The sequence below is a fragment of the Mesobacillus foraminis genome (assembly GCF_004340465.1).
GTDB classification, from domain to species: domain Bacteria; phylum Bacillota; class Bacilli; order Bacillales; family Cytobacillaceae; genus Mesobacillus_B; species Mesobacillus_B foraminis.
On sequence record NZ_SLVV01000005.1, the window covers coordinates 416437 to 441886 of the forward strand.

The window sequence follows — 25450 nt, forward strand, 5'->3', positions numbered from 1 at the left end:
TTAATATAAGTTTTATTCGAGCACAGGCGGCTGAGAGTACTTTTGGTGAAAATAATATTTTTCATTTTAGCATTGTTTTGACATGTTTGACAGCCGTAAACCTGTGGGGGGAGGATATACATTGCTTAAATCAAAAATAAAAACCATATTCCTGGCAGTTTCCATTTCGGTCATTGCAGCCTCAATGATTGCCTTTCCTCAGCAATCACTGGACGCCTCAATCAGAGGGCTAAATATGTGGTGGAAAATCGTCTTCCCTTCCCTGCTCCCCTTCTTTATTGTATCAGAAATGCTGATTGGATTCGGGGTCGTAAAGTTTATTGGTGTCCTATTAGAACCCCTAATGAGGCCACTGTTTAAAGTACCCGGTGTCGGAGGGTTTGTCTGGGCAATGAGCATGGCTTCAGGTTCCCCTTCCGGAGCCAAGCTGACTGCGAGATTGAGACAGGAAAATCAGCTTACAAAATTAGAAGCAGAAAGACTTGTCTCATTTACAAATTCATCCAACCCGCTATTTATTTTTGGAGCAGTCTCAGTTGGTTTCTTTTATAACTCTCACCTTGGCATCATTTTAGCTTTAGCCCATTATTTAGGCAATGTAACTGTTGGTCTGGTGATGAGGTTTTACGGCAAGAGTGAAGAACGGACATCCAACATCAAGGAAAAGAGGGTTTCCATACGCGATGCCTTTTCCGCCTTGCACAGAACAAGGATAAAAGATAATCGCCCATTAGGTAAATTGCTCGGTGACGCTGTTATGTCCTCTATACAAACCTTATTAATGATCGGCGGTTTTATTATATTATTTTCAGTCATCAATAAACTATTGTTCCTTTTGGGGGTCACTGCTTTTTTTGCAGGTTTCGTTGAAATTATCCTCGGAATGACAGGAATAAACGGAATGCTTAGCATGCCTTTCATATCAGGTCTTTTTGAAATAACAATGGGAAGCCAGCTTACTAGCCAGGTGAAGGACTCTACCCTTCTGCACCAGATTGTAATTGTATCATTTATCCTTGGGTTCAGCGGCTTCAGCGTTCAGGCCCAGGTTGCAAGCATCTTGGCCCCAACGGATATTCGTTTTAAGCCATTTTTTTTGGCCCGTCTTTTACATGGGCTTACTGCCGGCATTTATGCTATGCTCCTCTGGAAACCAATCTATTTGCGTTTCTTTAATACTGAAAAGCCATCGAATGCATTGCCAGCCATGAACAGGCTGGCGGAAGAAGGGACAAAGCTTGCTGATTATCATTTCATGCTCGCTGGAGCAGGCCCGGTCATAACCCTTGTCTCCCTCATGCTCTATATTACAATCTATATGGCCAGGATTGGGCAGAAAGATTAATATAAAAAAACGAGCCGGCTGGCTCGTTTACTTGTTGCTGAACTTTTTCATTAATGCTGATTCCACCTCGGGAGGAACAAGCTCTGAAATTTTACCGTTATACCGGGCGACTTCTTTTACGATGCTTGAGCTTAAGAATGAATACTGATTGTTCGTCATGATGAAAAATGTTTCAATTTTATCATTAAGCACCCTGTTCATGGAAGTCAGCTGCATTTCATATTCAAAGTCCGAAACTGCCCTCAGGCCGCGGATTATCGCATTGGCCTTGACGCTTGCAGCATACTCTACCAAAAGCCCCTGGAAGGTATCAACTTTTACATTTGGAAGATCCTTTGTCACTTTCCTGATCAATTCCATCCTCTCTTCAACAGAGAATAGGGGGTTTTTTGATGAATTATTAAGCACTGCAACATAAACTTCATCAAACACCTTTGCTCCTCTTCTGATTATATCTAGATGTCCATAGGTCACCGGATCAAAACTGCCCGGGCAAACCGCAATGCTTGTCATATTATAAAACCCCTTCTTCTTCAGATGAATATGTAAAAATGGTGATCCCTATTATTCCGTATTCCTCATGTCTTGTCTGCTCCAGCCTGTCCACTTTTTCTGGAAGCTGAATTTCTGACCCGTGCTCACACACAATTACGCCCTGATCTTTTAGTAAGTGCTCTTTAGTAATAAATTCCATCAGCTTGATGAGCTGCTGTTTTTTATAAGGCGGATCAAGGAAAATATAATCGAACTTCAAATCTCTTTTTTTTACAGCCTTAAGAGCGCGTGAAGCCTCATTTCGATAAACCTCTGACTGTTCATCCAGCCCGCATGCTTTTATATTCTCCTGAATCGTTTGTATAGCTTTGCGGTCCATATCAACAAAAATGACTTTTTCCAATCCCCGGCTTAAGCCTTCAATTCCAAGGCCGCCGCTTCCTGCAAACAAATCAAGGCCCGTTCCTCCTTTAAAATAAGGACCAATCATATTAAAGATTGCTTCCTTCACTTTATCAGTAGTCGGTCTTGTGCTGACTCCTGGCACCGCTTTCAAGCCTCGTCCTTTCAAGGCTCCTGATACAACCCTCATATTTCGAACTCCTTCATCTAGCATTACAATCTTATTTATCCTACCACAGTTAAAAAAAGATTATCAAAAAATGTGTATAAGCTGTCTGTTTGTGGAAATAATGACAATAACAACATCATTTTGAGGATGTTGTTGCCAACCGCGGAGAAGACTTACGTTTCCCCATAAGTTCTTCCTCCGGTTTCTCCTCTCCCTTTGCCTTCTATCCCAATGGCGGGATATAGAAGGACCCTGCAAATGTTGCAGGGTTTTTTCTTTTTATTGAGGCTGCTTACCTCCGAAGAAACAATTCCGACTCAGTTTCATTGATTCTGAAGCCAAAGATTGATTGAAAAATATTCTCTTTCATGTAGGCCTCTCCATTTATGATAACTATCGGAAAATTAAATACCCCGTACTCTTCATTGTTATAATGATAAATTTTACTTTCTGCCTGAAACTCATAGCTTTCATTTCGCTTGTTAAATAGAAAAATATCAGGCTTTTTTGTCTTTGCCTTATAACCCAGGGCTCCCAGCAGGTCAAGAAGCTGATACAATCGTTTCTCTTCATGGATATACACACGGGCTTTCCCAACTTTTCGGTCATTTAATAACAAAGACTTTGTCTTATAAAACAATAGAGGCACCAGACCCCGCTGTCTTTTATTGTTCACTGAGAAAAAGTCAGTCTCCATTCCAGCGGCTGCGCCAAGAAAATGGTCCATGCTTTTATAAGAGATACGGGACGAATCGTCAAGAAAACCAGTTAAAAATGCCTGTATCTGGTTTTTCGAAAGTCCTGATTTTAACTCCCTAACCATTGATTGGGCCTTTTGCGATTTCGCCTGCTTCCCTGTTAAAAGCGAAGCAAGCACCTCCAGCATCACCTGTTTGTCAGCCGAAGTTCCGTATTTAAGTGACAGCATCTCCCAGGCTATCTTAGTTTCCAGATTTTTGCTGATTGATTTCGTGCAACTAGAAATCAAAAGCCCTTCTCCAGCCAGTTCATGATCCCGAGAGGTGCACACAACAGAAAAAGGAATTGTATGGGACAATTTGACCAGACTGCTGAAGTCCACCGATTTAAGTGACAGCTCCCCGGCAGCAAAAAAAGATAAGAGTCCTTCGCTGTGAAATTCCTCTAGCTTGCTGTTTTCCCAATAGAGAGCCGGCCTGCTGCCATCTCCTTCAAATACATAATAATCAACGTAGTCCAGCTTTTCATGACCTTTTAAGGGGAGTCCTGCAGCCCATGTCCCCCCTTCTCTTTTTTCGTCCGTAATCATCATTTTCATTTTCCAAGTATCCACTCCCCGGATACCAATAAGCCAATCATCCAAAAAGAGAAAGCCATTCTCCGTGGCTGCTTTAATGGAATAAGTAAATGTAATCTCTCCATTTTCCGGAAGGGTAATGGTTCCGCCCGCATACTCGCTGCATGTATTCCGGCTTCCGCAAAAGACATCACTGATCCCCTTTGGGTACACCGCCTCATACGTTTTTTCATGATCAAACCCTGTTATTTTTTGAATAACGTCAAGTTTATTTCCGTCTGGTTCAACAGTCACTTCCACCGAAAGACGGTTCATTTGCGGTTCGGCAATCTTTGGCTTTCCGGAGGAGAACTCTTCCCAATGCCGAAAAGCAATCCCTCCCGAAACAGCAAGCAGTAATATCATAAAGAGCTTAAAAAACCTGCTCATTTGCCACTCCTTTTTTTGCACTATTACTCTAACTTTAGCAGAATCGCTGCCAGGCGTCAGCCACAATTTTTAGCCAATAACTCTCCATTCACCCTGATGTTGCTGCTTTAATTTTTTTTATTTCCATGCTACATTAAGTAGGAAACAAAAAGGAGGACCCAAGGTGATTCAACGATTTATAGAGCTTGGTGAAGGTTATGCAGATATTTATGAATTATTGGAGCTTGCCCGGGCTAACCGACACAGGCTTGCCCATATGATGGCCTTACATACAAACATTGACGTTAAGCCTGCAACATCGCTTGTTGTCATTCTAAAACCGACGGATACAGGAAAGTTCCAGGCCCTTTATATTTGCCGTGAAGGAATACCTAATCCTCACTACAAAGAAAACAAACGCTTTGACCTCTTTAAGGATTGTGCGGAGGAGCTTGGAAAAAGCATCATTGAACTTGATGTTAAGCCCTCATCGATGTTTCCTGAAAAAGAACTTTTTTATCAGCACCTGGTTGGCATCCTCCGACTAAACCACTATATCCCGCCCTTGCAATAACCAAACAGAAGCGCCTTGTCCAGATACTCGACAAGGCGCTTCCTCTATTAGATACCCATTTTATAATCGTATTCCTTGGCTTTGTCAGGGGCAGCATTTTCATACTCCATCTTCAAGTATGGTTTATAGGAAGGTTCTGCCTTTTTAACAAATGAATACGAGGAAATTTTTTGAATCAATGCATCAGTATCCTCTAAGTCACAATAGAGTACCACGTATTTCAGCCTTCTGGAAACATAATGAACATTTCCAAATCTTCTAAGCATCTTGGCTTGTTTTAATGAATAAAGCCAGATTATAATCCCCTGTCTTTGACCTATCATATTATTTCCCCTTCAGAAAACGTTCGCTTTTCAACAGTCTAGCATATCCAGGCAGCATTTTACAATATACTTGAGATAAAGCATTTTTTAAGAAAAAAGCATGGAGAAGGATTCTCCATGCTTTTTATGAACAACCGCAGCTGCCCCCGCTGCCGCAGCCTCCGCCGCATGCAGAGCCGCTATCAAAAAATGGATTGCCAGTTGGAACCTTCACACTATCAGAGACAGATTTTCCGATGATGACACTGATTTCATCAAGAAGTCCTTGCAGGTCATTTTCTGCCCGCTTAAATTCTGCAACATGGTCATCGATGTCTACTTCCCGTTTCAGAATTCGAATTTGGCCCATTACTTCTTTATAATCAGGATGATATTTTCCAAACCTCTGGACCTCTTCATATCGATCCTTCATCTGAACAAAAGCCCTGATTTTGGCCTGTGTTTCCTTGCTGGACTTTAATCTATTTAAACAATGCCGATAATATTCGGCGATATCTGAATGAATCACCATTTGAACAAGTTCATCCGCCTGGTCCAATAATTCTATCCTTTCAATTGTAGCAAGCACTCTTTGCCCACCTCCGTCTCATATTTTAACATGAAACGAAGCTAATTGCTAAAGTTGGAAACAAAATAATCCTTACCTTTATAGTTATTGATCAGATGAAGAGTTCATGGTCGAAAACATGTGAAGCATCATAGAGGCCATCTGTATTCCGTTTGAGAATTTTTGAACCTGATGTGGAATCGTTTTTTCATAGTAGTGGAGTGCCGCAATTTCTAATTTATTGATTTCACCGGGATCTCTGGACAACTTCCGGTACCAGTGAGGCTGTACCCTGATAAATTCAAGTAAATCCTTTCGTTTTTGAATAAGATCCAGTACATCTTTTCTCATCCCTGTTCTCCTTTAATCTTTTCTAAAAATAAATGGATGATGGGGAGCTTCCCTTTTTGGCTTTTGAATTGAGCCCTGGCCTCCCTGAAATTGTGACAATACCCCTTGGATGGCACCAATCGCCTGGCTTATGTTATGGATTTGTCCCTGTACTTGATCCGCATCCATATGTTTAACAGCATTCACAATTTTAGAGATCCAGTCTCCTGTTTTTTCCTGTTGCGTTTCTTTTTTTCCCGGAGTTACGCCTTCACTGTACTCATTCCATCTGGAGTCTTCTTCGCCCAATAAATACCAATCCTCATAAAGCTCCTGCCAAGTCGCTTTCCCCGCTCTCACTTCCTGTATTAGCTTTGGGTTTTGCTTAACAAATTCTTTAAATTGAGTAATGGATGGGTGCAGTTCTTTGGCTGCCATAATTTTCACCTCGCACTAATACAATTGCCTATTAATACCTTATGTTTTCCTCTAAAAAAGGTGATTCCTGGAGAATGTTAGATATAACTCATTTGGGAACTGCGTTAAAATGGACTCAGGACATATTTATGAAAAGAGGGAGCTAAATTGAAAGAAACAGAATTGCAGCAGCTGCTGGAAGAGTGCCAGACACTTGCCGGGGAGGAGGATCTTGAAATACTGAAAGATCTGCTGACCGGAGTGAGGAATAAACTTAGGGATGATGGAAATTACCTTGGCCATATCCTGGGGATGGAAGGGAATCTGGAAGGGGATACCTTTGAGCTGACTCTCCCTCTTACCTCCCTGGTGAACAATCATCTTGGTATCCTGCATGGGGGGATTACGGCGACCGTCATTGATTCGGCCATGGGGATCCTGGCTAATAAGATGCTGCCTAAAGGTACTGCTGCTGTGACCACTCAGCTAAATATACACTATATAGCACCCGGAACCGGAAGGTGTTTAAACTGCTCGGCCCGTGTAGTCCATCGGGGAACAAAGACAATGGTAATGGAAGCTGACATCCGCCGCGATGACGGAACCAAAATTGCTCATGCGACCGGAAGCTTTTTCATTGTAAAAAAATAAACTTCTATACCAGGCCATAAAAAAAGGACGAAAAGGGTTTTCCCTTTTCGTTTATTCCTTGTTGAGCTTTACAAAGTTTTGAGTATAATATTTTTGATAAACCCCCACACCAAGATGGGTGAATTCCACATTCAGGAGTGCCTCCCGGTGATTTTTACTATTAAGCCAGCCCTCGACTACATCAGGACCGTCGATATAATTAAAAGCAATATTTTCCCCGGCCAGTGAATAATCGACTTCCGCTTTTTCCAAACGGTCCTCCAGACTCCCGTGCCTGTCGGATTCATGGGAAAAATACTCATTCTCTTGCATGTCCTTACTGTGATTGTATGCTGCCCTTGCCGCCTTCTGATGCCAGTTCAAACCATTAACACCATGTCTTTGCCTGATCGCATTGGTAATATCCAGAATTTGTTTCTCAATGCCAGCCTCAATTTGGAGTGACTCTTCATCAGTCGGGGGTTCAGACTGAATTAAATTTCCGTTATAGACCATTTCATATGGCTGATGCTTAAGAAGAGTTTTCTTATCCAAAAACCGTACACTCGACAATCTTCCAGTGTACCTGTCAATGTAAAGCTGGGCATAGTTTTCGCCAACCTTAATCAACGGCCTGGTATTCATATCATTCTCTGACAACTCAAATTTGTAGGAATTGCTGCCAAGCTTTAACGTAACTTCCGGCTGAATTGGATAATGAATAAAGATCTTTTCCACATGCTGGTCGATCTTGAAAGGAGCTATATTGCTATCCGTTCCTGCTGCATACAAAGTGACTACTTTTCCATCAAGGACACCTGCTTGTATGTATTGCTGCTGATCTGTACTATAAATCAGCCATGTATAGCCATAAGCCGAAGGGTCTTTACGGTCGGGCTCTCCAAGCGTTGATACCAGTACCTTAGTATCCTTGCCAATCAAGGCACCCAGGCTGTCCCCTGGAACTTCAGCTTCTATTTCAGATTCCGTCTCGTTTTCCAATTCGAGTGACTGATCGATTTTCGGGCTGCTTTGTTCCTGACCAACAAGATGCTGGTCTTCTCCTTGCTTCAAGCTTACATAAAAACCTGCCAGTAAAAAAATTGAAGCAAAAAGCAAGATTCGAATGACAGTTCGCAGAGGGCTCCCTCCTTTTCTATCATTATATCTGTGGATCTTACAATATTATATCATTTAAATCAGGCTTATGAATGGAACAGGCCACTAAAGACATTTAACGTAAATTTTAATTTCCTGTTTATGTATAATGATTCTATTGAAGCAGTAGTTGTTCACCTGGAAATTCCAGTTAAACTTTAGCAGCTGTTTAATTGAAGTCATCATGTTGTGGAGCGATACCTATACCCAACATTGACTCGAGCATGATTACGGACGGGAGAGCGTTTACGCCGTTTATTGCCTCGGAAAAACGGCCTTTCTCAAAAGCTGGGTACATTATGAGCAATTATTTTCATTACGATTTATCCGGATACCTATATAGACAAATCGGCAAGATAATGAAAAGGCAATGGGCTTCACTTTAGAGGTCACTGGATACTGTTTATGCCTTTTATTCAACTTCCCATCATACGGCATTTTCGGCTGTATGTTGGGACTCGCCCATCAAAGTGTAAATAATGCTTACATTATACATTGCAACTTTTCGGTATTTTTACTATTATTGAACTGAGATATCTTGGATTATTTGTATTGCAGGTATGTGTTTTAGGAGGGATTAGGATGAAATTTGAAAATACTGGATTAGAAAATTTAAAAACTGATTTGACCCGGTTAGACGAGCTGATGAATGACTACGGTTTGTTCCGTGGAGATCAATGGGACTACGGTCGCGTTACATATGACCGCCTTTTTGATTTAAAAGAAGGCAGATACTACCTAAGAGTCATGGGGCATGCCGTAGAAGGCGATGTTGGTGCACACCGGGCAGTGATTCAACTAATGGATCCGCTTCTTGGCAAACATTATTATCCTCACGGTGTAGAATACGGTGACGGTGAGTATTTTCCAAAGTCACTTATCAGCCAATGCGAAAAGATTTTGAGCAATCTCAAGTCTGAAATTGAAAGCATTGCTTTATAGTGCATCTTGACTTCCATAGAAAAGGCATATGTTTTACATGCCTTTTCTATCTGAAGTCTACCCCCGTTATCGTTACATCAATTCTCCCCGTTTTAACTCCTGTTAAGTGATAGATATCCTGATAAATTATTTCCTGAAAAATTTTTGCCTTCGAGATGAGATCTGTTAAACCAGGTCTTGCCTTTATCCTCAATTTTATACATATCTCATGGCTACAAAATGTAACAGTGATTCCGTCGCCCTTAAAACTGCTTCTCGCAATGGAGGCAATCTTTTCTCCAGCATGTCCCTCGGATAGGATAAACCACTCTGAGTCCTTACTGTTGGCGATGACAATCGCTCTTATGGCTGTAAATAATTCTTTTTCCCCAAATTGTATCCCCTGTTCTTTCATGACAAAACCACCTTATGGTTTGAAAGTATTAGCCGGGACTGTTTTGGTTGTTTACCATATTAAATGCATACTATAATGAAATGGTTACCTAGTAACAAGAAAAGCTCGTTCACCATTTTCTAATCTAGGTGCGGAAAGGAGTTTAAATTGCTTAAATTTATTTCAAAGCGAAATATTCTTATTAGTATAGGAATATTAATCGCGATACTTATTCTTTACATAATCCTTCCCGTCTCCATTCCGTTGATCGCAGCTTTGCTGACCGCAATGGTTCTTGAGCCCTCTGTCCGCTTTTTACAAAAGCATTCAGGGCTTGGCCGGAAATTTGCCGTCCTGATTGTATTCTTGACATTCGTAATTTTAATTGGTTTAGCAGGATACTTCATTACAACTAAAGTGATTACTGAGGCAATCAGCTTTGTCGAGGATGCACCAAAATATATTAATGAGATTTCGAAGGATTGGTTTGATGCACAGGATCGTTTTATTGAAGCTGCTAAGGAACTTCCTGAAGAGTTGGTAGAAGAAATAAACAATCGTGGCGAGGACTTCCTCATTAATGTCAAAAACGATTTGCTAGCATTTATTAATATTAATAATGTTAAGGCATTGCTTACGAACATACCAAACTTTCTTGTCAGTTTTCTTGTTTATTTAATTGCGCTGTTTCTGTTCCTTTTGGACTTGCCACAGCTTCGCAAAGGATTTTATAACAGACTTACAGAGAAAACGGCTGAGAAGGTGCATTTTATGACTACCCGGCTTTCATTCGTTCTATTGGGTTTTATTAAGGCCCAATTTCTCGTAAGTGTGATTATTTTTGCTGTCTCTCTGATTGGGCTGCTGCTGATTTCCCCAAAAGTGGCTTTAGTGATGGCTGTTGTCCTTTGGATCATTGATTTTATTCCGATCATCGGTTCCATAGCGGTTCTTGGCCCTTGGGCTTTGTTCCATTTGCTTGCCGGCAATCTTGCATTGGGATCCAAACTGGCTATTCTTGCTGCCGTACTGCTGATTATCCGGCGAACAGTGGAGCCTAAAATGATGGGTACCCATATTGGACTGTCACCACTCTCTACCCTCATTGCCATGTATCTGGGTTTAAAACTGCTGGGACTTGCTGGTTTTATCATCGGGCCGTTATTATTGATTGGATACAACACAGCAAAGGAAGCAGGAATTATCAAAGCAAACTTTAAAATTTAAGAGGATTCTCCTTCAAACACTTTTGAAGGAGAAGTAGGACGGCTATCCGCCATGACAGAATAGTTATAGCCAGGAATCGCTTTGAGTTCTCAGCGGCTGAATCTGCCGTTCAGAGCCTCTATATCCAGTAGCAGAAAAAATTGTCCAGAACTACCCTTCATTTATGTGCACAGAAAATCGTTTATGGGGACAAATCTTTACCCAAGAACGATTTTCTTTTTTTATGGGAAAACAATGCCCAAAAGCTGGGCTTTTGGGACACACTCTATTTATCTAGAAAAAGTCATAGAAAAATGATTTAGCCTGAGGGATTTTCTCTTCCAAGGCTAAAACTTCTGCTTTCGAACCAGCAATATACCCCATTTCATAAACTTCCATCGGCCTTTTATTCCCCAACAAAATGGAGCTAAGGGTATTAATGTTTAAATGAAGGCCTTTTTTGGGTGGATGAGTGCAGTGGCTTCCCTCTCTTGCTTCAAAATAAGTAATCTCACCATCTTTTAGCAAATATGTACCTGCATTCCATCCCGCATATTCGTCGGAAACATGAAGGAATACCTGCTTTCCTGTTTCCCGAAACGGATATTTTTTCAATACGGCCCTGGCGTCAACAATCCTTCCCATGAAATAAGGTGTATGTTCAATTCGTTGTTTGGGCTGTTTAAGGTAATAGGGAAAAGAATCATGAACCGATAATGTAAAATTTGCCTGATCGATCATGGAATCATGCTGGCAAATAAAGTTCCAAAGCTGTATCCTGGTTTCTCTATCTAACGATACAAATTCCTTAACATCCATTACTCTGTCTTTTATTTTGTATAAAAGATAGCCTTGAGGCTTGCCTGAACCATTATATAAAACCGCTGCTGTTAAATCACCATAGACATGGTCCACCCACCATTGAGCATCCCGGACGAGCATGCATGAGAACCCTGCGGCAAAACGGTTATACACGGCTTCCAAATCTTCTGTGTGCGTTGCTTTACTGAATCTCTCAACCCTTCCTGCAGAAGAAGCCTCCATGAATTGTAGATCGTTTTTAGGAATCGTGACTTTTTTATATTCCGATATGATTTCCCACCCAAAATGCCGATAAAAGGAAATATCAAAAGGATGCAGAAAGGAAAAGTGCTGGCCAGACCTTTTCATTTCCTTTAATGCCTCTTGAATTAATATTTTTACATATCCCTTCCTCCGGTACTCCGGGTAGGTAGCCACTCCAGCTATACCTCCCATGTCCCATTGAGTGTCTCCCAGCCAAATTTTAAGATTCAAAATATGGAGCTTTGCTGAAAGCTTCTCCTTTTCCCAAATTCCCAAGATCTGATGCTCCTTTAACATTTCCTTTCGTTTCGGTATCTCAGCATCAGGTACTGTATATTGAAAGGCATACATGGATAGTTTTATGGATTCTAAGAAGTCTCTTTCCTCCAACTTTCTGATCATCATCTTCAGATTCCCCCTCAAAAACTTCTACTATTAAATTTCTCCTCCCGAGGCACAATTCCTTTGCCAATATAAAAAATGCCGCCAAATGGCAGCATTTAAAATAACACATTGAGTACTAGCTTCCCAGAATCGCTTTAATGACGGAAGTAGTGTCCCCACCTTTGTAAAATACATAAAGCAGCAAATAAACTGCAACACCGGTAATCGCGGTAAAAAACCAGACTATGCTTGTGACCGGTCCCAGCCGTCGATGTAATGAAAGATTGTTCTTATAGCCTGACCAAAGCGATATGATGCCCAATACAGCACCGGTTGTAGCAAGGGTAATATGGAAGATCAAAAACACCGTGTAATAAATTTTGATGTTGTCTGGTCCGCCAAATGAGGTATTCCCAATAAAAATGGTCCTTGATGCATAGATAATGAAAAAAATAAGGGCAAAGACACCAGCTAAAAGCATGGTCTTCTGGTGCGCCTCAATTTTTTTCTGTTTAATTTGCCACCAACCAATAGCGACAAATATGGCGCTCAGGACTATGAACGTCGTACTGATCGTAGGCAGGACGGGAAGGTTTTGCATTTTTATTATCCTCTCTCTAATCGTTCTCTCATTTTATTAATACAGCCAGCACTTATGTTATTCAGCGGGCCTTGGCTGAGTGTATACTGGTGTTTCATCACTGTCCACCTTCTGCTCGCTTCTGTACCAATTGAAGAATATATGTGCAAGCACAACTCCATATACGATTTCCTGGATGATTTTCATCAGCACTCCGCCTAACTGCTGGTCTTCGAGCAGGGAGAGGGAACTGAACATTTCAGGACCGCTTAAATCCAAGCCGGAAAGTGTTGATGCCGGTACACAAAGCATTAGGGCCTGAGCCCATGCGTTAGGGTCTGAAAATGAGGCATACATGGTTGAATCGGCAAAAATAATCAGGGCGCATGCCGGAGTTAAAAGAACCCCATCCGCAAATATATACCCTACTTTTTTTAGTCCTGACAAGGTTTGATATTCAGGAAGAGTGTTAATCAGCGGCCACCACATTCCAAGTGCAAAGACAAACAGCACGGATGTATAAACGGCATGAAGCCACATATCTGTTTTAACAACGTCGAAAATCAAAGGGATATGATAAAAAGAAAAGAACCCATTAAACAGAATCAATGCAATCAGCGGCTTTGAGATAAACAAAAACCCGGGCTTGATGAACTTGTTCCTTAGCAAACTTCTCCAGCACCACTCTGGTATTCCCAGAATAAGGATAGGCGGGATGACCAGATAGAGGACCGCCATTTGAATCATATGAGCATAAAACGTAATGTGTCCCATCAAATCAAGTGGAGACCCCTTAACAGCATAGAGAAGTACGATACCAATTGTAAAATAAACAGTCTGGCCGGCTTTCCCTTTTTCCCCTTCTTTAAAACGCGGATAATATTTATATACAAGCAATAAATAAGCACCCAGCGCCAGCACCAGGCTTACCAAATAATAAGGACTCCAGTTCGCCCTGAATCCGAATAAATCTAAAGATAACACTACTATATCACCCCAAATTTTTTAAGGAAGCTTTAAGTCTATTATACCTTTTGGATGGAGCCTACTGCAACGAAACAAGGTACCTTTTATGTATTAGGAAATACTTCCAAAGACAAAAAAATCGGCGTGCTAGACGCCGATTTTTAGTATCTTTACCACCAAACGATTGTCATAAAAGCGAGAAGTGTCAATGCTCCGACCAGAACTCCCGAGTACAGGAACAGCTGAGGCGCTTCATGGCCTTTATGGCTCATATGCATGAAATAGTAAAGCTGGAAAATTACCTGAATGACTGCTAAAAGAATGATAAACGGTACAATGAACCAGCCGGAAAAGTCAGAGAATCCAACTGCCGCAAAAGCAATTAGGGTCAGGAAAATCATCAGCGAGAAAGTGATGACCTGGTATCTCATTTCCTCTGAATTTTTTCTCCGTCTGTATTCCAGGTCGACTTTTGGGTTACCTGAAGTTGGTTGTTGATTTGCCATCAGTTTATCCCACCATTCCCATTAAGTATACAACTGTAAAGATAAATACCCATACTACGTCAATGAAGTGCCAGTAAAGGCTTGCCACATAGAATTTGGGTGCATTATACAAGCTGAGCCCACGCTTGGAATTGCGGACCATTAAAGCCACAATCCATAAAAGTCCAAATGCCACGTGTCCTCCATGGAAACCTACCAATGCATAGAAGGCTGAACCAAAGGCACTGCTCGTAAATGTATGATGGAATTCATGAACATAATGATTGAATTCATATACTTCCAGGCAAAGGAAGGCCAGGCCAAGCAGCACAGTTATACCGAGCCATAGCTGCATTTTCTTAAAGTCAAAATTTTTCATGTGGTACATTGCATATACGCTTGTCAATGAGCTTGTTAAAAGCAGCATGGTCATTAAGAATACAAGCGGCATTTCAAACAAGTCCTTGGCAAGGTGATGTTCAGCAGTAGGAACTTTATCCTTTAAGGCAAGATAGGTGGCAAAGAGAGACGCAAACAATACAGTCTCTCCGCCCAGGAAGAACCAGAAGCCTAAAAATTTATTCTTTGCTTCAAGGGTAGCTCTTTCAGGCGCCGCAGGCCATGTTTCATACGTAAATTTTTCATCAGCGTGCATTATGCCTTTACCCCCTTATCATTATCATCAATCAGATCTTCCTTATGGATATGATAGCCATGATCATCCTTGACAGAGCGAACAAGCATGGAAAGAAGAGTAACCAGCATTCCGGCAATCAGTACAGGAAGACCCCAAGAATGTTCTGCACGGTACATAGCACCGAAAGCAGCTATGAACAGGCCAAGGGATATGACGAACGGAATGAACGAGTTATTCGGCATATGGATATCACCGAGCGGTTCAGCTGGTGTCATCCCTTTCTTGCCTTCCATTTTCTCAAGCCAGTAAGCATCAAGTCCGCGAACTAACGGAAGCTGTTTAAAGTTATAAAACGGCGGCGGAGATGGAAGTGCCCATTCAAGAGTACGTCCGTCACCCCATGGATCGTTTCCAACCTTCTCATTTTTCACGGAGGTCATGATGATGTTAATTAGTAAAACAATGACTGAAATCGCCATAAAGAATGCGCCGATTGTAGAAATCAAGTTTCCAGTCTCAAACCCCTGATCTGGAAGGAATGTAAAGATACGGCGCGGCATTCCCATTAAGCCAAGGAAATGCTGGATAAAGAATGTTAAATGGAAGCCAATCAGGAAAAGCCAGAAGGAAATCTTTCCTAAAAACTCGTTCAGCATGGTTCCAAACATTTTTGGCCAGTAGAAATGTGTTCCTGCTAGAAGACCAAACACAACTCCCCCCACGATAACATAGTGGAAGTGGGCAACTACAAAGTAAGTATCATGATACTGATAGTCAGCAGCAGCTGATGCAAGCATGACGCCAGTTACTCCACCGGCAACGAAGGATGGAATGAACGCAATGGCATATAGCATTGGGGTTGTGAACTTAATAGATCCTCCCCACATTGTGAACAGCCAGTTGAAAATCTTGATACCAGTCGGTACGGCAATGGCCATTGTGGCAACCGCAAAGATCGCATTTGCAATTGGACCTAAACCAGTCGTAAACATATGGTGGGCCCAAACCATGAAGCCCAGGAACCCGATAAGTACGGTTGCGAAAACCATTGATGAGTATCCGAACAGACGTTTCCTTGAGAATGTAGCAAATATTTCCGAGAAAATACCGAAAGCCGGCAAAATCAAAATATATACTTCCGGGTGTCCGAAGATCCAGAAGAAGTGCTCCCAGATAACTGTATTTCCACCCATTGTATGGTCAAAGAAGTTCGCTCCAAACATACGGTCAAACATCATTAAGAATAAACCGATTGTAAGCGGAGGAAATGCAAATAGAATTAGTGCAGAAACGACAAATGTAGACCATGTAAACAGCGGCATCCGCATATATGTCATACCTGGCGCACGCATATTAATGATTGTTACCAGGAAGTTAATGCCCCCTATTAAGGTCCCTGCTCCGGAAATCTGCAATCCGAGAACATAGAAGTCAATGCCGTGCCCTTCGGAAGCCAGTGACAAAGATGCATAAGATGTCCACCCGGCATCAGGCGCACCGCCTAAAAACCATGAAAGGTTTAAGAACACTCCTCCAAAGAAAAACAGCCAAAAACCTAAAGAATTTAGAAACGGGAATGCTACATCACGGGCTCCGATCTGTAGCGGCATAACGGCATTCATAAATGCAAAAACTAGCGGCATGGCAGCAAGGAAGATCATTGTTGTTCCATGCATGGTTAAAATTTCATTGTAAACTCCGGCACTGACAAAATTATTATCCGGGATAGCAAGCTGGATTCGGATGAACATGGCTTCCAGTCCACCAACGATAAAGAAAAACCCACCCGCTATCAAGTATAGGATAGCGATTTTTTTATGGTCAACCGTTGTAAGGAAGTCCCAAATCACAGCGCCTGCCCCTTTTTTCTGAGCATAGGTACTCACAGTTTTACCTCCATTCGTCCCCTGTAATTACTGGACTTTCAAGCCCATTAAGTATTCAGTAACGGCGTCAATTTCTTCGTCTGACAGATTGTATTTCCCTGTCATCTTGTTCCCTGGCTTGATAGCCTCAGGATCTTTCAGCCATTTCTTTATGTTTTCTTCGTTATGTTCAAGAACACCGGCCACACGAGAACGGTTTCCAAAGTCGGTCAAATTCGGGCCCATCCGAGCTTGCTCAGGGGTTGAATTTGCTGGAGTTACAGCATGACAGCCAATACAGCTGTTGTTAAATACTTCTTGGCCTGCCTGTGCTTGGGCAGTTTCAGCCTGCTTAGGCTCTTTAACAGCCTTCGCAGCCGCAACCCACTGATCAAATTCATCACGTGGAAGTGCTTTTACTTTAAAATCCATCAGAGCATGGGATGGACCGCACAGCTCGGCGCATTTTCCATAGAACAGACTGCCAGCTTCATCTGAAGCCTTCCCATCGAATTCTAGCCAGAACTTATTGACGTTTTCTGTATTGGTATCCATTTTACCGCCAACCGCAGGAATCCAGAAGGAGTGCTTGACATCCGACGCCTTCAGCTCAAAGTAAACCTTTTCATCCGTTGGGACAACCAAGTCCTGGCTCGTAAGGATTTCCTCGTTCGGATATTCAAATTCCCACCAGTAAAGATTCGCACGTACTTTGACAACTACTGCCTCCGTTTTTCCATCCTCACCCTTTTTCTCCATTGGAGATACATCAGCAAGTTTGAAAGTTGCAGCTACTGTCGGTACAGCCAGTATCAAAAGCAGAAGAATTGGGATGATGGTCCAAATCATCTCCAGTTTGTGGCTGCCCTCAACCTGTTTTGGTATTTCGTTGTCGTTCTTACGACGAAAACGAGTTACTACAATAATAAAGATTATTGTTACAACTACAATTACCCCCACCATAATTGCAGTACTGAGCAGCATCAGGTCATACTGCATTTGTGCAACCTCTCCTGCCGGCTTCAATGCTGACAGAAACGGTTCGCCGCAGCCGGCCAAGAGTGCCATGACAGCAAATAATGGTAGCAGACGCCATTTCGCAAGCCTTTTCATAGCTTAATAAAACCCCTCTTTCGTAAAAAATTCATTAAATGATTCTGAAAATAAAATATGGATAAATTCACTCCAGAAGAATTTCTGGAGTAAAAGTCCTACCAATTAAATAAGTGTAACAATTACCATGGCTACAAACAAAACTGTCAGATATTGAATCGAATAGATAAACATCTTTGTAGCCCATTTAATATCATCTTTAAACTTCCTGCCGTATACTCCCAGTGCCAGCCAGCCAATATTTAATGCTGTCGCAAGGATTAAGAATGTCGTCCCCAGGTCAAGTAGCAGAAAAGGGAGCGGCAGCAGTGCGGTCACCCAAAGAAAAATGGATAATTTTGTTCGCTTGAATCCCTTAACAACAGGCAGCATAGGGATGCCTGCGGCCCGGTATTCTTCGGCCCTTCTCATGGCTAAAGCATAAAAATGGGGAGGCTGCCAGACAAACATGATCAAAAACAATGTCCATGCCATGATATCAAGATTGCCATCCACAGCAGCCCAGCCGATTAATGGCGGGGCAGCACCGGAAATGCTTCCAACAATGGTATTCGATACATGCAGGCGTTTGGACCACATGGAATAAAGAACAACGTAGCTGAAAACTCCAATCAAGCCGATAATTCCAGCCGTTATGGTTGTCATAAATAAAAGGACCGATCCAAGGCCTATTAACAAGAAACCAAGCAGCGCCACTCTCGAAGCCTGCATTTTTCCTGTTACAGTAGGTCGTCCTTTCGTTCTTTCCATCAAATGGTCGATATCCCGGTCTATATAGTTATTCAAAGTACACGAACCAGCAATAATGAGAGATGATCCAATCAATGTTAAAAAAACGATATCAAGGTTATCCAAGAAGCGGCTGCCGCTAAAGTGCAGTGCAAGCCATAATCCTGTGAAAGTGGTAATTGCGTTCGAGTTGACGATCCCAATTTTAATGAGTGCTAGAAAATCCTTCAATGTCGAATTTTCTCCCATTCCCGAATCGAGGGCCTGTTGGCTGCCATCCAGAACAGCTTGACTGTAAGCTTTTGGATTAGACATTTCACTTCCTCCTTCTCTTCTATACTGCTACACCAAACGTTCTAGTGAATGTATGTTTATCATTCGTCTTTTCTACAATAATCATTGTGAAAAAGATAAAAAATATTTGTGTAGAAAAATAAAGGTTCCAAAGTATATTAAATCACACTTTGAATAATTTTTGTGAACTTTTTTTGAACAAATTGTAACTGTTTTGTGACAAAAAGTGTTTAGACCTTATCCCTTATCTTCCTCAATAAATAAAACGCTGCTTTTTCTGCCATGCTGGCCGGCTCCTGCAGATTCATAAGGAAAATATGTATTTCCGGATAATATTAAAAGGGATTGCATTCTGTGGGTATTTTCACAAAACACTATCTATATTACTAGCAAAGCTAGGAGTGGGAATCAACCTTTTTGTTTAAAAGTACCTGTATTTTATGTATTGTATAATCCCTTTAGATTGTGTAGTATCGATAAAGTATGGAATGTTGGAATCTGTCTTTTTTCCTCGAATTCGGCTATGATAGAAATCGGGCATACTGCTGACAAACACATCACCATCCATTATACATTGCATCTGAATTATATAACAACTTATCGAACTTTTAAACAAGCAGGTGAATTCATTGAAACGTTCATTAAAATGGCTTGCCGTCCTGACGACAATAGGGATGCTATTTGTCCTGCTGGGCGGTGCCCTCGTTACAAAAACAGAGTCGGGAATGGGCTGTGGCCGCTCCTGGCCTCTGTGCAACGGTCAGCTGGTCCCATCTGATATAACTCCTGAACTTGTCATCGAGCTTGCCCACCGGGTTGTATCAGGAGCCCTCGGAATAATGGTGCTCGCACTTTCTATCTGGACCTGGCGTACAATCGGCCATATTCGGGAAACAAAATTTTTGGCTTTTTTGTCCCTCTTCTTCATCGTTCTCCAAGGTCTCATCGGAGCTGCGGCTGTTGTATGGGGGCAAAATGATTTTGTACTTGCCCTCCATTTTGGAATCTCGCTCATCTCTTTTGCGGCAGTATTTCTGCTGACCCTTTTAATCTTTGAAGTAGATAAAAAATTCGAAGCGGATAAAGTAGTGATTGACAGGAGAATGACGTTTCATATCATTGGGATTACCGTCTACAGCTATTTAGTTGTTTATACAGGCGCCCTTGTCAGACATACCAATTCAAGCCTTGTTTGTCCGGATTGGCCAATGTGCGTTAATTCTGACCCAAAGCTGCCTGAAAATCTTTATGAATGGGTGCAAATGGGGCACAGGACAGCTGCAGGCCTGATTTTTGTCTGGATTGCCTATATTACTGTAATCGCTGTTAGGCATTATAAGAGCCAAAAGGTTATTTATTGGTCATGGATAGCTTCCTTTATCCTGGTTTCCCTGCAAGTAATCGCAGGTGCACTGGTGATCTTCTCGAGGCTTAACCTCTATATCGCATTAGCCCATGCCTTCTTTATCTCTTGTTTGTTCGGAGTGCTCAGCTATCTTATCCTGCTTGTCTCACGAAACAGGAAGAATTCCTTCAGGCTGGCGGAAAATGCAAATATTGAAAAGGCTCATCAGAAACCATCCCCGCCAAATGTCTGATACTCAAAAAAAAGCTGCTGTCCTGATGGACTGCAGCTTTTTTTATGATCGAAATCTGTACACATTTCCGGAGCCGCTAGCAGCTTCCGTTTCTGCTTTTTGTTTGTCCCGGCTTTTATACTTTTCCTCAAAATTTACGAACATGGATACATTCACTAGTATCCCCATTGCAATCCCAAGCTGGAGCAGGGATGAGCCCCCGTAGCTGACAAATGGTAGAGGCACACCGGTTAACGGTATGACTCCTGAAGCTCCGCCCAGGTTAATGAATGACTGGATTCCCACCATGCTGGAAATCCCGATTGCGAGCAGGCTCCCGAATGGGTCTTTGCATTTAAGGGCAATATAAATTCCTCTTAAGACGATAAAGCCCAAGCAAAGGAGTACAAATCCCACCCCGAAGATTCCCAGCTCCTCCGAGATAACGGAAATGATAAAGTCCGTATGCGCTTCAGGCAAATACCCGAGTTTTTGAACACTTTGTCCAAGTCCTAGCCCAGTGAGTCCTCCAGAACCAATTGCATAATAGGAATTGGCTAAATGGTAACCCGAGTTTTCCTCATCCTTAAATGGGTCACTGTAAGAGGTCAGACGATCCATCCTTTTTGCCGAAAATACTTCATCCTTCATGATTAAAGCAAGTGGAGCGACAAGAATTACAGCAATCAGGACGAGCTTGGTGATGTTTTTCAGATTCATTCCTGATGACAGGATGATGCTAATTGCAATCAGCATGATAATGCCCGCTGTACCGAAGTCAGGCTGCACCGCTACCAGGAAAAACACCAGGACCAGATAGACGAGCGGCGGGACAACACCCTTATTGAATTCGTTGATGTACGACTGTTTCTTTGCATAAACCGCAGAAAGGTAAATAATGACACTCACCTTGGCAAACTCTGAAGGCTGAATGCTCCTTGCTCCCAATTCAATCCAGCTTAACGCATTGTTGGTCACTTTTCCGAACAGGAATAAGGCTCCTAATCCAAGAAGGGTCAGAGTCACCATCGGAACCAATATCCGTGTGCTTTTCATTGCTTTATAAGGGAACAGCGCGGTTAAGATAAAGGCAGCCATTGCCACGATAAGATTGAGTTTTTGCTTTTCATAAAAAAAGTCAGCCGGGACTTCATGCCGCTGAATGGCCGTGACCATGCTGGCACTGTAGACCATAACCAGTCCAAACAAAGACAAGAGGGCAATTACAATGATTAAAGAGTAATCATAGGATTTAAGTATTTTTTTTAACATCGTCTCGTCCCCATCTTCTAAGTTGTATTATTTATTCTATCATAACAAAGGATATCCTGCTCATAGAGAAGGAAAAGTTGAAAAGGAAGTGATTTTTACAAAAAGCCTCCACACCCTTCTGGCATAAAAAAACTCAAACAATTCCCCTGAATTGTTTGAGTTTCTTAATATCTCATTTTCTCACTGAAGCTTCATGAAGAGCAGAAAGCTCTCTCTCCAGCTCGCCCAGGAGATTTTTACCGTCAATTTCTTCTATTAGCCCAAGTCTGACTGCAAAATCTATCTCTCTGGATAACCCAAACATTTGCGTATCCAATACCTCTTCATAAAGAGGGCATTGAGGCATTGTGAGATTATCCATTTGCACTTTTATCAGCTTTAAAATTTTATCAGCGTCAGCCTTTAGTATGGCATGGGCTTTCTCCTGATGATTAATAATCATTTCAGACGCCAACATTGATCCCCCCGTTTCCGAGCATAACCCAATCCTATCTATAAATTTTACAGTTAGATGGCCGAAAATGCAAGACTATTAAGCACCAGCAGAATTTAAATCAAGGCTGGAGGAAGGGTCGAATGACAATTAAATAAAATAGAGATATACTTGTCTTGAATAAGTTACGGAGGTGCGCGCATGATGGAATCCATCATTCCAATAAAGGGAAAGACCAATTATCAGATCACACTCGATCCCAGTGTCTGGATTTTTGATGATCGTAAAGTTAATTTAGATACATACTTTAATCAAACCGCAGAAAACCACGATGAAACAGAAAAATACACCCAATCCGTCTCTAAACATTGGGACAGGGAGATCATGGAAGGTGCAGTATTTCCTCCAACACTGAAAAGTGAGCGCAAGTATGAAAAACAGAAATTACTGGAGGGCACTTACGGCATTCCATTAAAACCCTTCCTTCTTAATGCAGGAATCAAGGATGATGCAAAAATCGTTCTTGTCGAACATCGAGATGGAGAATTAGAATTGCCGCTTGAGGAAGCCCAAAAATTAATCCTCGGTTTTTCAAAATCAGGCAGGCCTTTGACCGAGGACGGCCCTGTTCATGCCTATTACGGGGATGGCTCCAATTCCAACGATCCTCTGAAAGGCGTAAAAAGCTTCACTGTAAAATAAAAACCCGGGCTGGTTCAGCCCGGCTAATTCAGTAGGTCTGCTGCCAGTTGGGCAAGTGCGGACCTTTCTCCCTTTACCAGCTTGACATGACCGGCAATATGCTGATCCTTGAACTTTTCGACCACGTATGTAAGCCCGTTGTTGTAGGCGTCCAAGTAAGGATGGTCAATTTGGTCCGGGTCTCCCATTAAAACAATTTTACTTCCTTCCCCTACCCGTGTCAGGATGGTCTTAACCTCGTGCTTGGTCAAGTTTTGTGCCTCGTCGATAATTATGAACTGGTCCGGCAGGCTTCTTCCTCTTATATATGTTAATGCTTCCACCTCTATGGAACCCATTCCGGCAAGGATGGCATCCAATTCGCCCGGCTTTTTGGCATTAAATAAATACTCAAGATTGTCAAATATTGGCTGCATCCAGGGGCGAAGCTTTTCCTGCTTTTCACCTGGCAGAAAGCCCAGGTCTTTTCCGACAGGAACAATTGGACGAGCCACCAGCAGCTTTTTATACCTGCCAAGGTCCTCTGTTTGATATAAACCGGTTGCGAGGGCCAACAGCGTTTTTCCGGTACCTGCCCTGCCGCTTAAAGTTACCAGCGGAAGATCATTCCGCAACAGCATCTCCATCGCCATAATTTGCTGGACATTCCTTGCCCTGATTCCCCAAACCGGCTTCCCCTCATGGTCAAAAATCAGCTTTCTGACTTTCATTTTTTTCTTGTCCACTATTCCTAGTGCTGAAGCAGAACCTCCCAGCAGGTCTTTCATTAGGAGGAACTGATTGGGATAGAGAGTATGTCCTTTGATTTCTGTTAATGAGAGCTCCCCTTTTTCATAAAATTGATTCATTTTGGCCGCTTCAACATATACTTCCAGATAACCTGTATACAGGTCGTCGATTGCAACTACACGGTCACTCAGGAAATCCTCCGAAGTAAGTCCGATAGCATCAGCTTTTACCCTCACTAATGCATCTTTGCTGACAAGAATGACAGGACGTCCATCCTCTTTCGTCTGCTCTTCAAGAGAAAGGTTTTTGGCAACTGCCAGAATTCGATTATCATTCGTTTTTTCCACAAAAATTTCCTGAAGCTGATGAAAAGAACGGTGGTTAAGCTCGATTCTTAAAGTTCCCCCGTTTTCAAGGAGAATTTTTTCATGAAGCTTTCCAGTTTCTCTCATTCCGTCTATCAGCCTGGAAACCTGCCTCGCATTTCGCCCAATCTCGTCCATATACCGTTTTTTCGAATCAACTTCCTCGAGCACTACAGCAGGAATGACCACTTCATTATCCTGAAACGAGAATATGGCGTGCGGGTCCTGCAGCAGGACATTCGTATCTAGTACGTATATTTTACCCAAATTCTTGCCTCCCACCTTCCTGTTTTTTCTTGCGCCGCTAAAGACTTTCAGCTGGGACTTGGTAAAATATATGTTTTTCCGTATAAAGATAGAATGTATTTTGCACAATACCATGTAGGCAAGTCTTTTTTATCTTCTGAAGGTAAGAAAAACGTTCATGGTTATCATCCTTCTTTTAAACCAAAAGTAAATTCGGGGGTGTCAAAAGTGAAAAGCATAGCAGCGATATTCATTTTAATTCTGCTGGCTTCAGGATGCGGTACTCGTGAAGATGCATCCCAGAACAGGCAGGATGATTTAGTAAAAGTTAAAAACAGTGCATTTGAGCATGTGGACCGGGAGGAAAGCGAAAATATTTCAAACCACCTGGCTGAACTGGCGGAGCGTGTCCCTCAGGTTGAAAATGCCACAGCCGTGGTAATTGGCAATCTCGCGGTGGTTGGAATTGATATTAAGGCAAACCTTGAAAGGTCGGAGGTTGGTACAATTAAATATGCGGTCGCAGAAAGCATGAAGGATGACCCCTATGGAGCTGAGGCAATCGTAGTTGCCGATCCGGATATTACAGCGCGCCTCGACGAGATTGCAGAAGACTTTAACAATGGAAGGCCTCTTCAGGGAATCATGAACGAACTGGCTGATATTACAGGAAGAATTATGCCGGAAGTGCCGGCAGATATTATCGAACCTAATCCTAAAAATGCAACAGAGCAGAACAAGGAACAGCTGGAAACTGACGAAAAACGGAATCTTGAACAAAAACAGGACAAACAGTCCAATTACCATAAGGACAAGGAATAGAAAAAGCTTAGTCACTCTGACTAAGCTTTTCTCATGGCGTCCATCACTTGCTTATCCAAACGGGCAGCGGCATTTTTATCGTAGGTTTTATCATACTTTGGTTCAGTTACAATCTTTGAACCATAAAACATAACGTCTCTTACTTCACTGATTTGAATTTCAATCAAGGCGAGCTTTAAAGGCACTTCTTCCAGCCTTTCCGCTTTAACAGACGCCTGTCCCTGGATGGAATACGTCGATTCGTTGGCAATAAGATTCAGAACCACTTTATTGTTGGAGTTAATATTCTGGACAATCCGGGAGCGATTGTCGACAGCGAAAAAAATTGTCTGGTCATCCTTGGCCAAAACCCAGGAAATAGCACTGACGTTGGGGCCTCCTGTTTCATGGTCCACAGTGGCAATGGTTACGAAGCGTTCGTTTTGCAAATCCTCAAACAAGACAGATGTCAGTTTTGGTTCAACTTGATTTACCATAGTCCAGCCTCCTTAAATTACCACCATCTTACTACGGAACCATATTCAGGGCAAATAATCTGTTCATTCAAAAAATGAAACATGTCGAAATTAAAGGAATTCTATACTATAATAT

Annotated in this window: 29 protein-coding genes; 8 read left to right on the top strand and 21 right to left on the bottom strand. The window is 42.1% G+C overall.

Going from position 1 to position 25450, the window contains the following annotated elements:
* Window positions 1-121 precede the first annotated feature (121 nt).
* Window positions 122-1345 carry a sporulation integral membrane protein YlbJ gene (gene ylbJ, locus EV146_RS10890; RefSeq protein WP_132005762.1) on the top strand — a complete coding sequence of 408 codons (1224 nt, stop codon included), beginning with the start codon at window positions 122-124 and terminating at the stop codon, window positions 1343-1345.
* A 27-nt stretch (window positions 1346-1372) separates the two neighbouring features.
* Here ylbJ and coaD read toward each other — a convergent pair whose 3' ends face one another.
* The 3 genes from coaD to EV146_RS10905 form a co-directional block, all read right to left on the bottom strand.
* Window positions 1373-1858 carry a pantetheine-phosphate adenylyltransferase gene (gene coaD / locus EV146_RS10895; RefSeq protein WP_121609365.1) on the bottom strand — a complete coding sequence of 162 codons (486 nt, stop codon included), beginning with the start codon at window positions 1856-1858 and terminating at the stop codon, window positions 1373-1375.
* A 1-nt stretch (window position 1859) separates the two neighbouring features.
* A complete protein-coding gene (rsmD, locus tag EV146_RS10900; protein WP_121609366.1) occupies window positions 1860-2432 on the bottom strand; it encodes a 16S rRNA (guanine(966)-N(2))-methyltransferase RsmD in 573 nt (190 codons plus the stop codon).
* Between the two features lie 271 nt (window positions 2433-2703).
* Window positions 2704-4116, bottom strand: coding sequence for a hypothetical protein (locus EV146_RS10905; protein ID WP_132005765.1), 1413 nt, complete (start codon window positions 4114-4116; stop codon window positions 2704-2706).
* A gap of 163 nt (window positions 4117-4279) precedes the next feature.
* On the opposite strand from EV146_RS10905, the gene EV146_RS10910 reads away from it, so the two are divergent.
* A complete protein-coding gene (locus EV146_RS10910; RefSeq protein WP_132005768.1) occupies window positions 4280-4669 on the top strand; it encodes a DUF7147 family protein in 390 nt (129 codons plus the stop codon).
* Window positions 4670-4716: 47 nt separating this feature from the next.
* Here the strand turns inward: EV146_RS10910 and EV146_RS10915 are convergent, their stop codons facing one another.
* The 4 genes from EV146_RS10915 to ylbD form a co-directional block, all read right to left on the bottom strand.
* A complete protein-coding gene (locus EV146_RS10915) occupies window positions 4717-4992 on the bottom strand; it encodes a YlbG family protein (RefSeq protein WP_121609369.1) in 276 nt (91 codons plus the stop codon).
* Between the two features lie 124 nt (window positions 4993-5116).
* The gene (locus EV146_RS10920) at window positions 5117-5560 is read right to left on the bottom strand and encodes a YlbF/YmcA family competence regulator (RefSeq protein ID WP_121609370.1); all 444 of its coding nucleotides are present in this window, start codon (window positions 5558-5560) and stop codon (window positions 5117-5119) included.
* A gap of 84 nt (window positions 5561-5644) precedes the next feature.
* Window positions 5645-5890, bottom strand: coding sequence for a YlbE-like family protein (locus EV146_RS10925; RefSeq protein ID WP_121609371.1), 246 nt, complete (start codon window positions 5888-5890; stop codon window positions 5645-5647).
* Between the two features lie 12 nt (window positions 5891-5902).
* Entirely contained in the window at window positions 5903-6307 is a 405-nt protein-coding gene (gene ylbD, locus EV146_RS10930) for a YlbD family protein (protein WP_132005771.1), read from the bottom strand.
* A gap of 147 nt (window positions 6308-6454) precedes the next feature.
* Here ylbD and EV146_RS10935 point away from each other — a divergent pair, with 147 nt between their 5' ends.
* A complete protein-coding gene (locus EV146_RS10935; RefSeq protein ID WP_132005774.1) occupies window positions 6455-6937 on the top strand; it encodes a PaaI family thioesterase in 483 nt (160 codons plus the stop codon).
* A gap of 51 nt (window positions 6938-6988) precedes the next feature.
* On the opposite strand, the gene EV146_RS10940 is transcribed toward EV146_RS10935, so the two are convergent.
* Window positions 6989-8035: a CAP domain-containing protein gene (locus tag EV146_RS10940; protein ID WP_241993887.1), complete on the bottom strand. Its 1047-nt coding sequence runs from the start codon at window positions 8033-8035 to the stop codon at window positions 6989-6991.
* 621 nt (window positions 8036-8656) lie between these two features.
* Between EV146_RS10940 and EV146_RS10945 the strand changes: the two genes are divergently transcribed.
* Entirely contained in the window at window positions 8657-9016 is a 360-nt protein-coding gene (locus EV146_RS10945) for a YugN family protein (RefSeq protein ID WP_132005780.1), read from the top strand.
* A gap of 46 nt (window positions 9017-9062) precedes the next feature.
* Here the strand turns inward: EV146_RS10945 and EV146_RS10950 are convergent, their stop codons facing one another.
* Complete coding sequence (locus EV146_RS10950) at window positions 9063-9410, bottom strand: hypothetical protein (protein WP_132005783.1); 348 nt, start codon at window positions 9408-9410, stop codon at window positions 9063-9065.
* 147 nt (window positions 9411-9557) lie between these two features.
* Here EV146_RS10950 and ytvI point away from each other — a divergent pair, with 147 nt between their 5' ends.
* Window positions 9558-10616, top strand: coding sequence for a sporulation integral membrane protein YtvI (gene ytvI, locus EV146_RS10955; RefSeq protein ID WP_132005786.1), 1059 nt, complete (start codon window positions 9558-9560; stop codon window positions 10614-10616).
* A 273-nt stretch (window positions 10617-10889) separates the two neighbouring features.
* Here ytvI and EV146_RS10960 read toward each other — a convergent pair whose 3' ends face one another.
* The 8 genes from EV146_RS10960 to cyoE form a co-directional block, all read right to left on the bottom strand.
* Complete coding sequence (locus EV146_RS10960) at window positions 10890-12065, bottom strand: GNAT family N-acetyltransferase (protein ID WP_132005789.1); 1176 nt, start codon at window positions 12063-12065, stop codon at window positions 10890-10892.
* A gap of 115 nt (window positions 12066-12180) precedes the next feature.
* Window positions 12181-12645 carry a DUF420 domain-containing protein gene (locus tag EV146_RS10965; RefSeq protein ID WP_121609379.1) on the bottom strand — a complete coding sequence of 155 codons (465 nt, stop codon included), beginning with the start codon at window positions 12643-12645 and terminating at the stop codon, window positions 12181-12183.
* A 57-nt stretch (window positions 12646-12702) separates the two neighbouring features.
* Window positions 12703-13608 (bottom strand): cytochrome c oxidase assembly factor CtaG, encoded by a 906-nt coding sequence (gene ctaG, locus EV146_RS10970; protein WP_132005792.1) that lies wholly within the window; start codon window positions 13606-13608, stop codon window positions 12703-12705.
* Between the two features lie 152 nt (window positions 13609-13760).
* Entirely contained in the window at window positions 13761-14096 is a 336-nt protein-coding gene (gene ctaF / locus EV146_RS10975; RefSeq protein ID WP_132005795.1) for a cytochrome c oxidase subunit IVB, read from the bottom strand.
* A gap of 4 nt (window positions 14097-14100) precedes the next feature.
* The gene (locus tag EV146_RS10980; protein ID WP_132005798.1) at window positions 14101-14730 is read right to left on the bottom strand and encodes a cytochrome (ubi)quinol oxidase subunit III; all 630 of its coding nucleotides are present in this window, start codon (window positions 14728-14730) and stop codon (window positions 14101-14103) included.
* On the bottom strand, window positions 14730-16598 hold the full coding sequence (gene ctaD / locus EV146_RS10985) for a cytochrome c oxidase subunit I (RefSeq protein WP_121609383.1): 1869 nt from the start codon (window positions 16596-16598) through the stop codon (window positions 14730-14732). The genes EV146_RS10980 and ctaD overlap by 1 nt, the downstream gene beginning before the upstream one ends.
* Window positions 16599-16625: 27 nt before the next feature.
* Window positions 16626-17690: a cytochrome c oxidase subunit II gene (coxB, locus tag EV146_RS10990; RefSeq protein ID WP_132005801.1), complete on the bottom strand. Its 1065-nt coding sequence runs from the start codon at window positions 17688-17690 to the stop codon at window positions 16626-16628.
* A gap of 105 nt (window positions 17691-17795) precedes the next feature.
* The gene (cyoE, locus tag EV146_RS10995; protein ID WP_121609385.1) at window positions 17796-18734 is read right to left on the bottom strand and encodes a heme o synthase; all 939 of its coding nucleotides are present in this window, start codon (window positions 18732-18734) and stop codon (window positions 17796-17798) included.
* A gap of 608 nt (window positions 18735-19342) precedes the next feature.
* Here cyoE and EV146_RS11000 point away from each other — a divergent pair.
* Window positions 19343-20311, top strand: a complete 969-nt coding sequence (locus EV146_RS11000) for a COX15/CtaA family protein (RefSeq protein WP_132005804.1) — start codon at window positions 19343-19345, stop codon at window positions 20309-20311.
* A 42-nt stretch (window positions 20312-20353) separates the two neighbouring features.
* Here the strand turns inward: EV146_RS11000 and EV146_RS11005 are convergent, their stop codons facing one another.
* Window positions 20354-21562 carry an FtsW/RodA/SpoVE family cell cycle protein gene (locus EV146_RS11005; RefSeq protein WP_121609387.1) on the bottom strand — a complete coding sequence of 403 codons (1209 nt, stop codon included), beginning with the start codon at window positions 21560-21562 and terminating at the stop codon, window positions 20354-20356.
* Window positions 21563-21734: 172 nt separating this feature from the next.
* Window positions 21735-22016 (bottom strand): Fpa/YlaN family protein, encoded by a 282-nt coding sequence (locus tag EV146_RS11010; protein WP_132005896.1) that lies wholly within the window; start codon window positions 22014-22016, stop codon window positions 21735-21737.
* A 183-nt stretch (window positions 22017-22199) separates the two neighbouring features.
* On the opposite strand from EV146_RS11010, the gene EV146_RS11015 reads away from it, so the two are divergent.
* A complete protein-coding gene (locus EV146_RS11015) occupies window positions 22200-22697 on the top strand; it encodes a molybdopterin-binding protein (RefSeq protein WP_132005899.1) in 498 nt (165 codons plus the stop codon).
* A 23-nt stretch (window positions 22698-22720) separates the two neighbouring features.
* On the opposite strand, the gene EV146_RS11020 is transcribed toward EV146_RS11015, so the two are convergent.
* Window positions 22721-24058 (bottom strand): PhoH family protein, encoded by a 1338-nt coding sequence (locus EV146_RS11020; RefSeq protein WP_121609389.1) that lies wholly within the window; start codon window positions 24056-24058, stop codon window positions 22721-22723.
* A gap of 207 nt (window positions 24059-24265) precedes the next feature.
* Here EV146_RS11020 and EV146_RS11025 point away from each other — a divergent pair, with 207 nt between their 5' ends.
* Window positions 24266-24859 (top strand): YhcN/YlaJ family sporulation lipoprotein, encoded by a 594-nt coding sequence (locus EV146_RS11025; protein ID WP_241993888.1) that lies wholly within the window; start codon window positions 24266-24268, stop codon window positions 24857-24859.
* A 20-nt stretch (window positions 24860-24879) separates the two neighbouring features.
* Here the strand turns inward: EV146_RS11025 and EV146_RS11030 are convergent, their stop codons facing one another.
* Window positions 24880-25335: a pyridoxamine 5'-phosphate oxidase family protein gene (locus tag EV146_RS11030; protein WP_121609391.1), complete on the bottom strand. Its 456-nt coding sequence runs from the start codon at window positions 25333-25335 to the stop codon at window positions 24880-24882.
* Window positions 25336-25450 lie beyond the last annotated feature (115 nt).

What these genes read in the sequence shown, in the direction of transcription:
- coaD (WP_121609365.1), bottom strand. Translation starts at nt 1,858, where the DNA reads ATGACAAGCATTGCGGTTTGCCCGGGCAGTTTTGATCCGGTGACCTAT.
- rsmD (WP_121609366.1), bottom strand. Translation starts at nt 2,432, where the DNA reads ATGAGGGTTGTATCAGGAGCCTTGAAAGGACGAGGCTTGAAAGCGGTG.
- EV146_RS10905 (WP_132005765.1), bottom strand. Translation starts at nt 4,116, where the DNA reads ATGAGCAGGTTTTTTAAGCTCTTTATGATATTACTGCTTGCTGTTTCG.
- EV146_RS10915 (WP_121609369.1), bottom strand. Translation starts at nt 4,992, where the DNA reads ATGATAGGTCAAAGACAGGGGATTATAATCTGGCTTTATTCATTAAAA.
- EV146_RS10925 (WP_121609371.1), bottom strand. Translation starts at nt 5,890, where the DNA reads ATGAGAAAAGATGTACTGGATCTTATTCAAAAACGAAAGGATTTACTT.
- ylbD (WP_132005771.1), bottom strand. Translation starts at nt 6,307, where the DNA reads ATGGCAGCCAAAGAACTGCACCCATCCATTACTCAATTTAAAGAATTT.
- EV146_RS10945 (WP_132005780.1), top strand. Translation starts at nt 8,657, where the DNA reads ATGAAATTTGAAAATACTGGATTAGAAAATTTAAAAACTGATTTGACC.
- EV146_RS10950 (WP_132005783.1), bottom strand. Translation starts at nt 9,410, where the DNA reads ATGAAAGAACAGGGGATACAATTTGGGGAAAAAGAATTATTTACAGCC.
- EV146_RS10960 (WP_132005789.1), bottom strand. Translation starts at nt 12,065, where the DNA reads ATGATGATCAGAAAGTTGGAGGAAAGAGACTTCTTAGAATCCATAAAA.
- EV146_RS10965 (WP_121609379.1), bottom strand. Translation starts at nt 12,645, where the DNA reads ATGCAAAACCTTCCCGTCCTGCCTACGATCAGTACGACGTTCATAGTC.
- ctaF (WP_132005795.1), bottom strand. Translation starts at nt 14,096, where the DNA reads ATGGCAAATCAACAACCAACTTCAGGTAACCCAAAAGTCGACCTGGAA.
- EV146_RS10980 (WP_132005798.1), bottom strand. Translation starts at nt 14,730, where the DNA reads ATGCACGCTGATGAAAAATTTACGTATGAAACATGGCCTGCGGCGCCT.
- coxB (WP_132005801.1), bottom strand. Translation starts at nt 17,690, where the DNA reads ATGAAAAGGCTTGCGAAATGGCGTCTGCTACCATTATTTGCTGTCATG.
- cyoE (WP_121609385.1), bottom strand. Translation starts at nt 18,734, where the DNA reads ATGTCTAATCCAAAAGCTTACAGTCAAGCTGTTCTGGATGGCAGCCAA.
- EV146_RS11005 (WP_121609387.1), bottom strand. Translation starts at nt 21,562, where the DNA reads ATGTTAAAAAAAATACTTAAATCCTATGATTACTCTTTAATCATTGTA.
- EV146_RS11015 (WP_132005899.1), top strand. Translation starts at nt 22,200, where the DNA reads ATGGAATCCATCATTCCAATAAAGGGAAAGACCAATTATCAGATCACA.
- EV146_RS11030 (WP_121609391.1), bottom strand. Translation starts at nt 25,335, where the DNA reads ATGGTAAATCAAGTTGAACCAAAACTGACATCTGTCTTGTTTGAGGAT.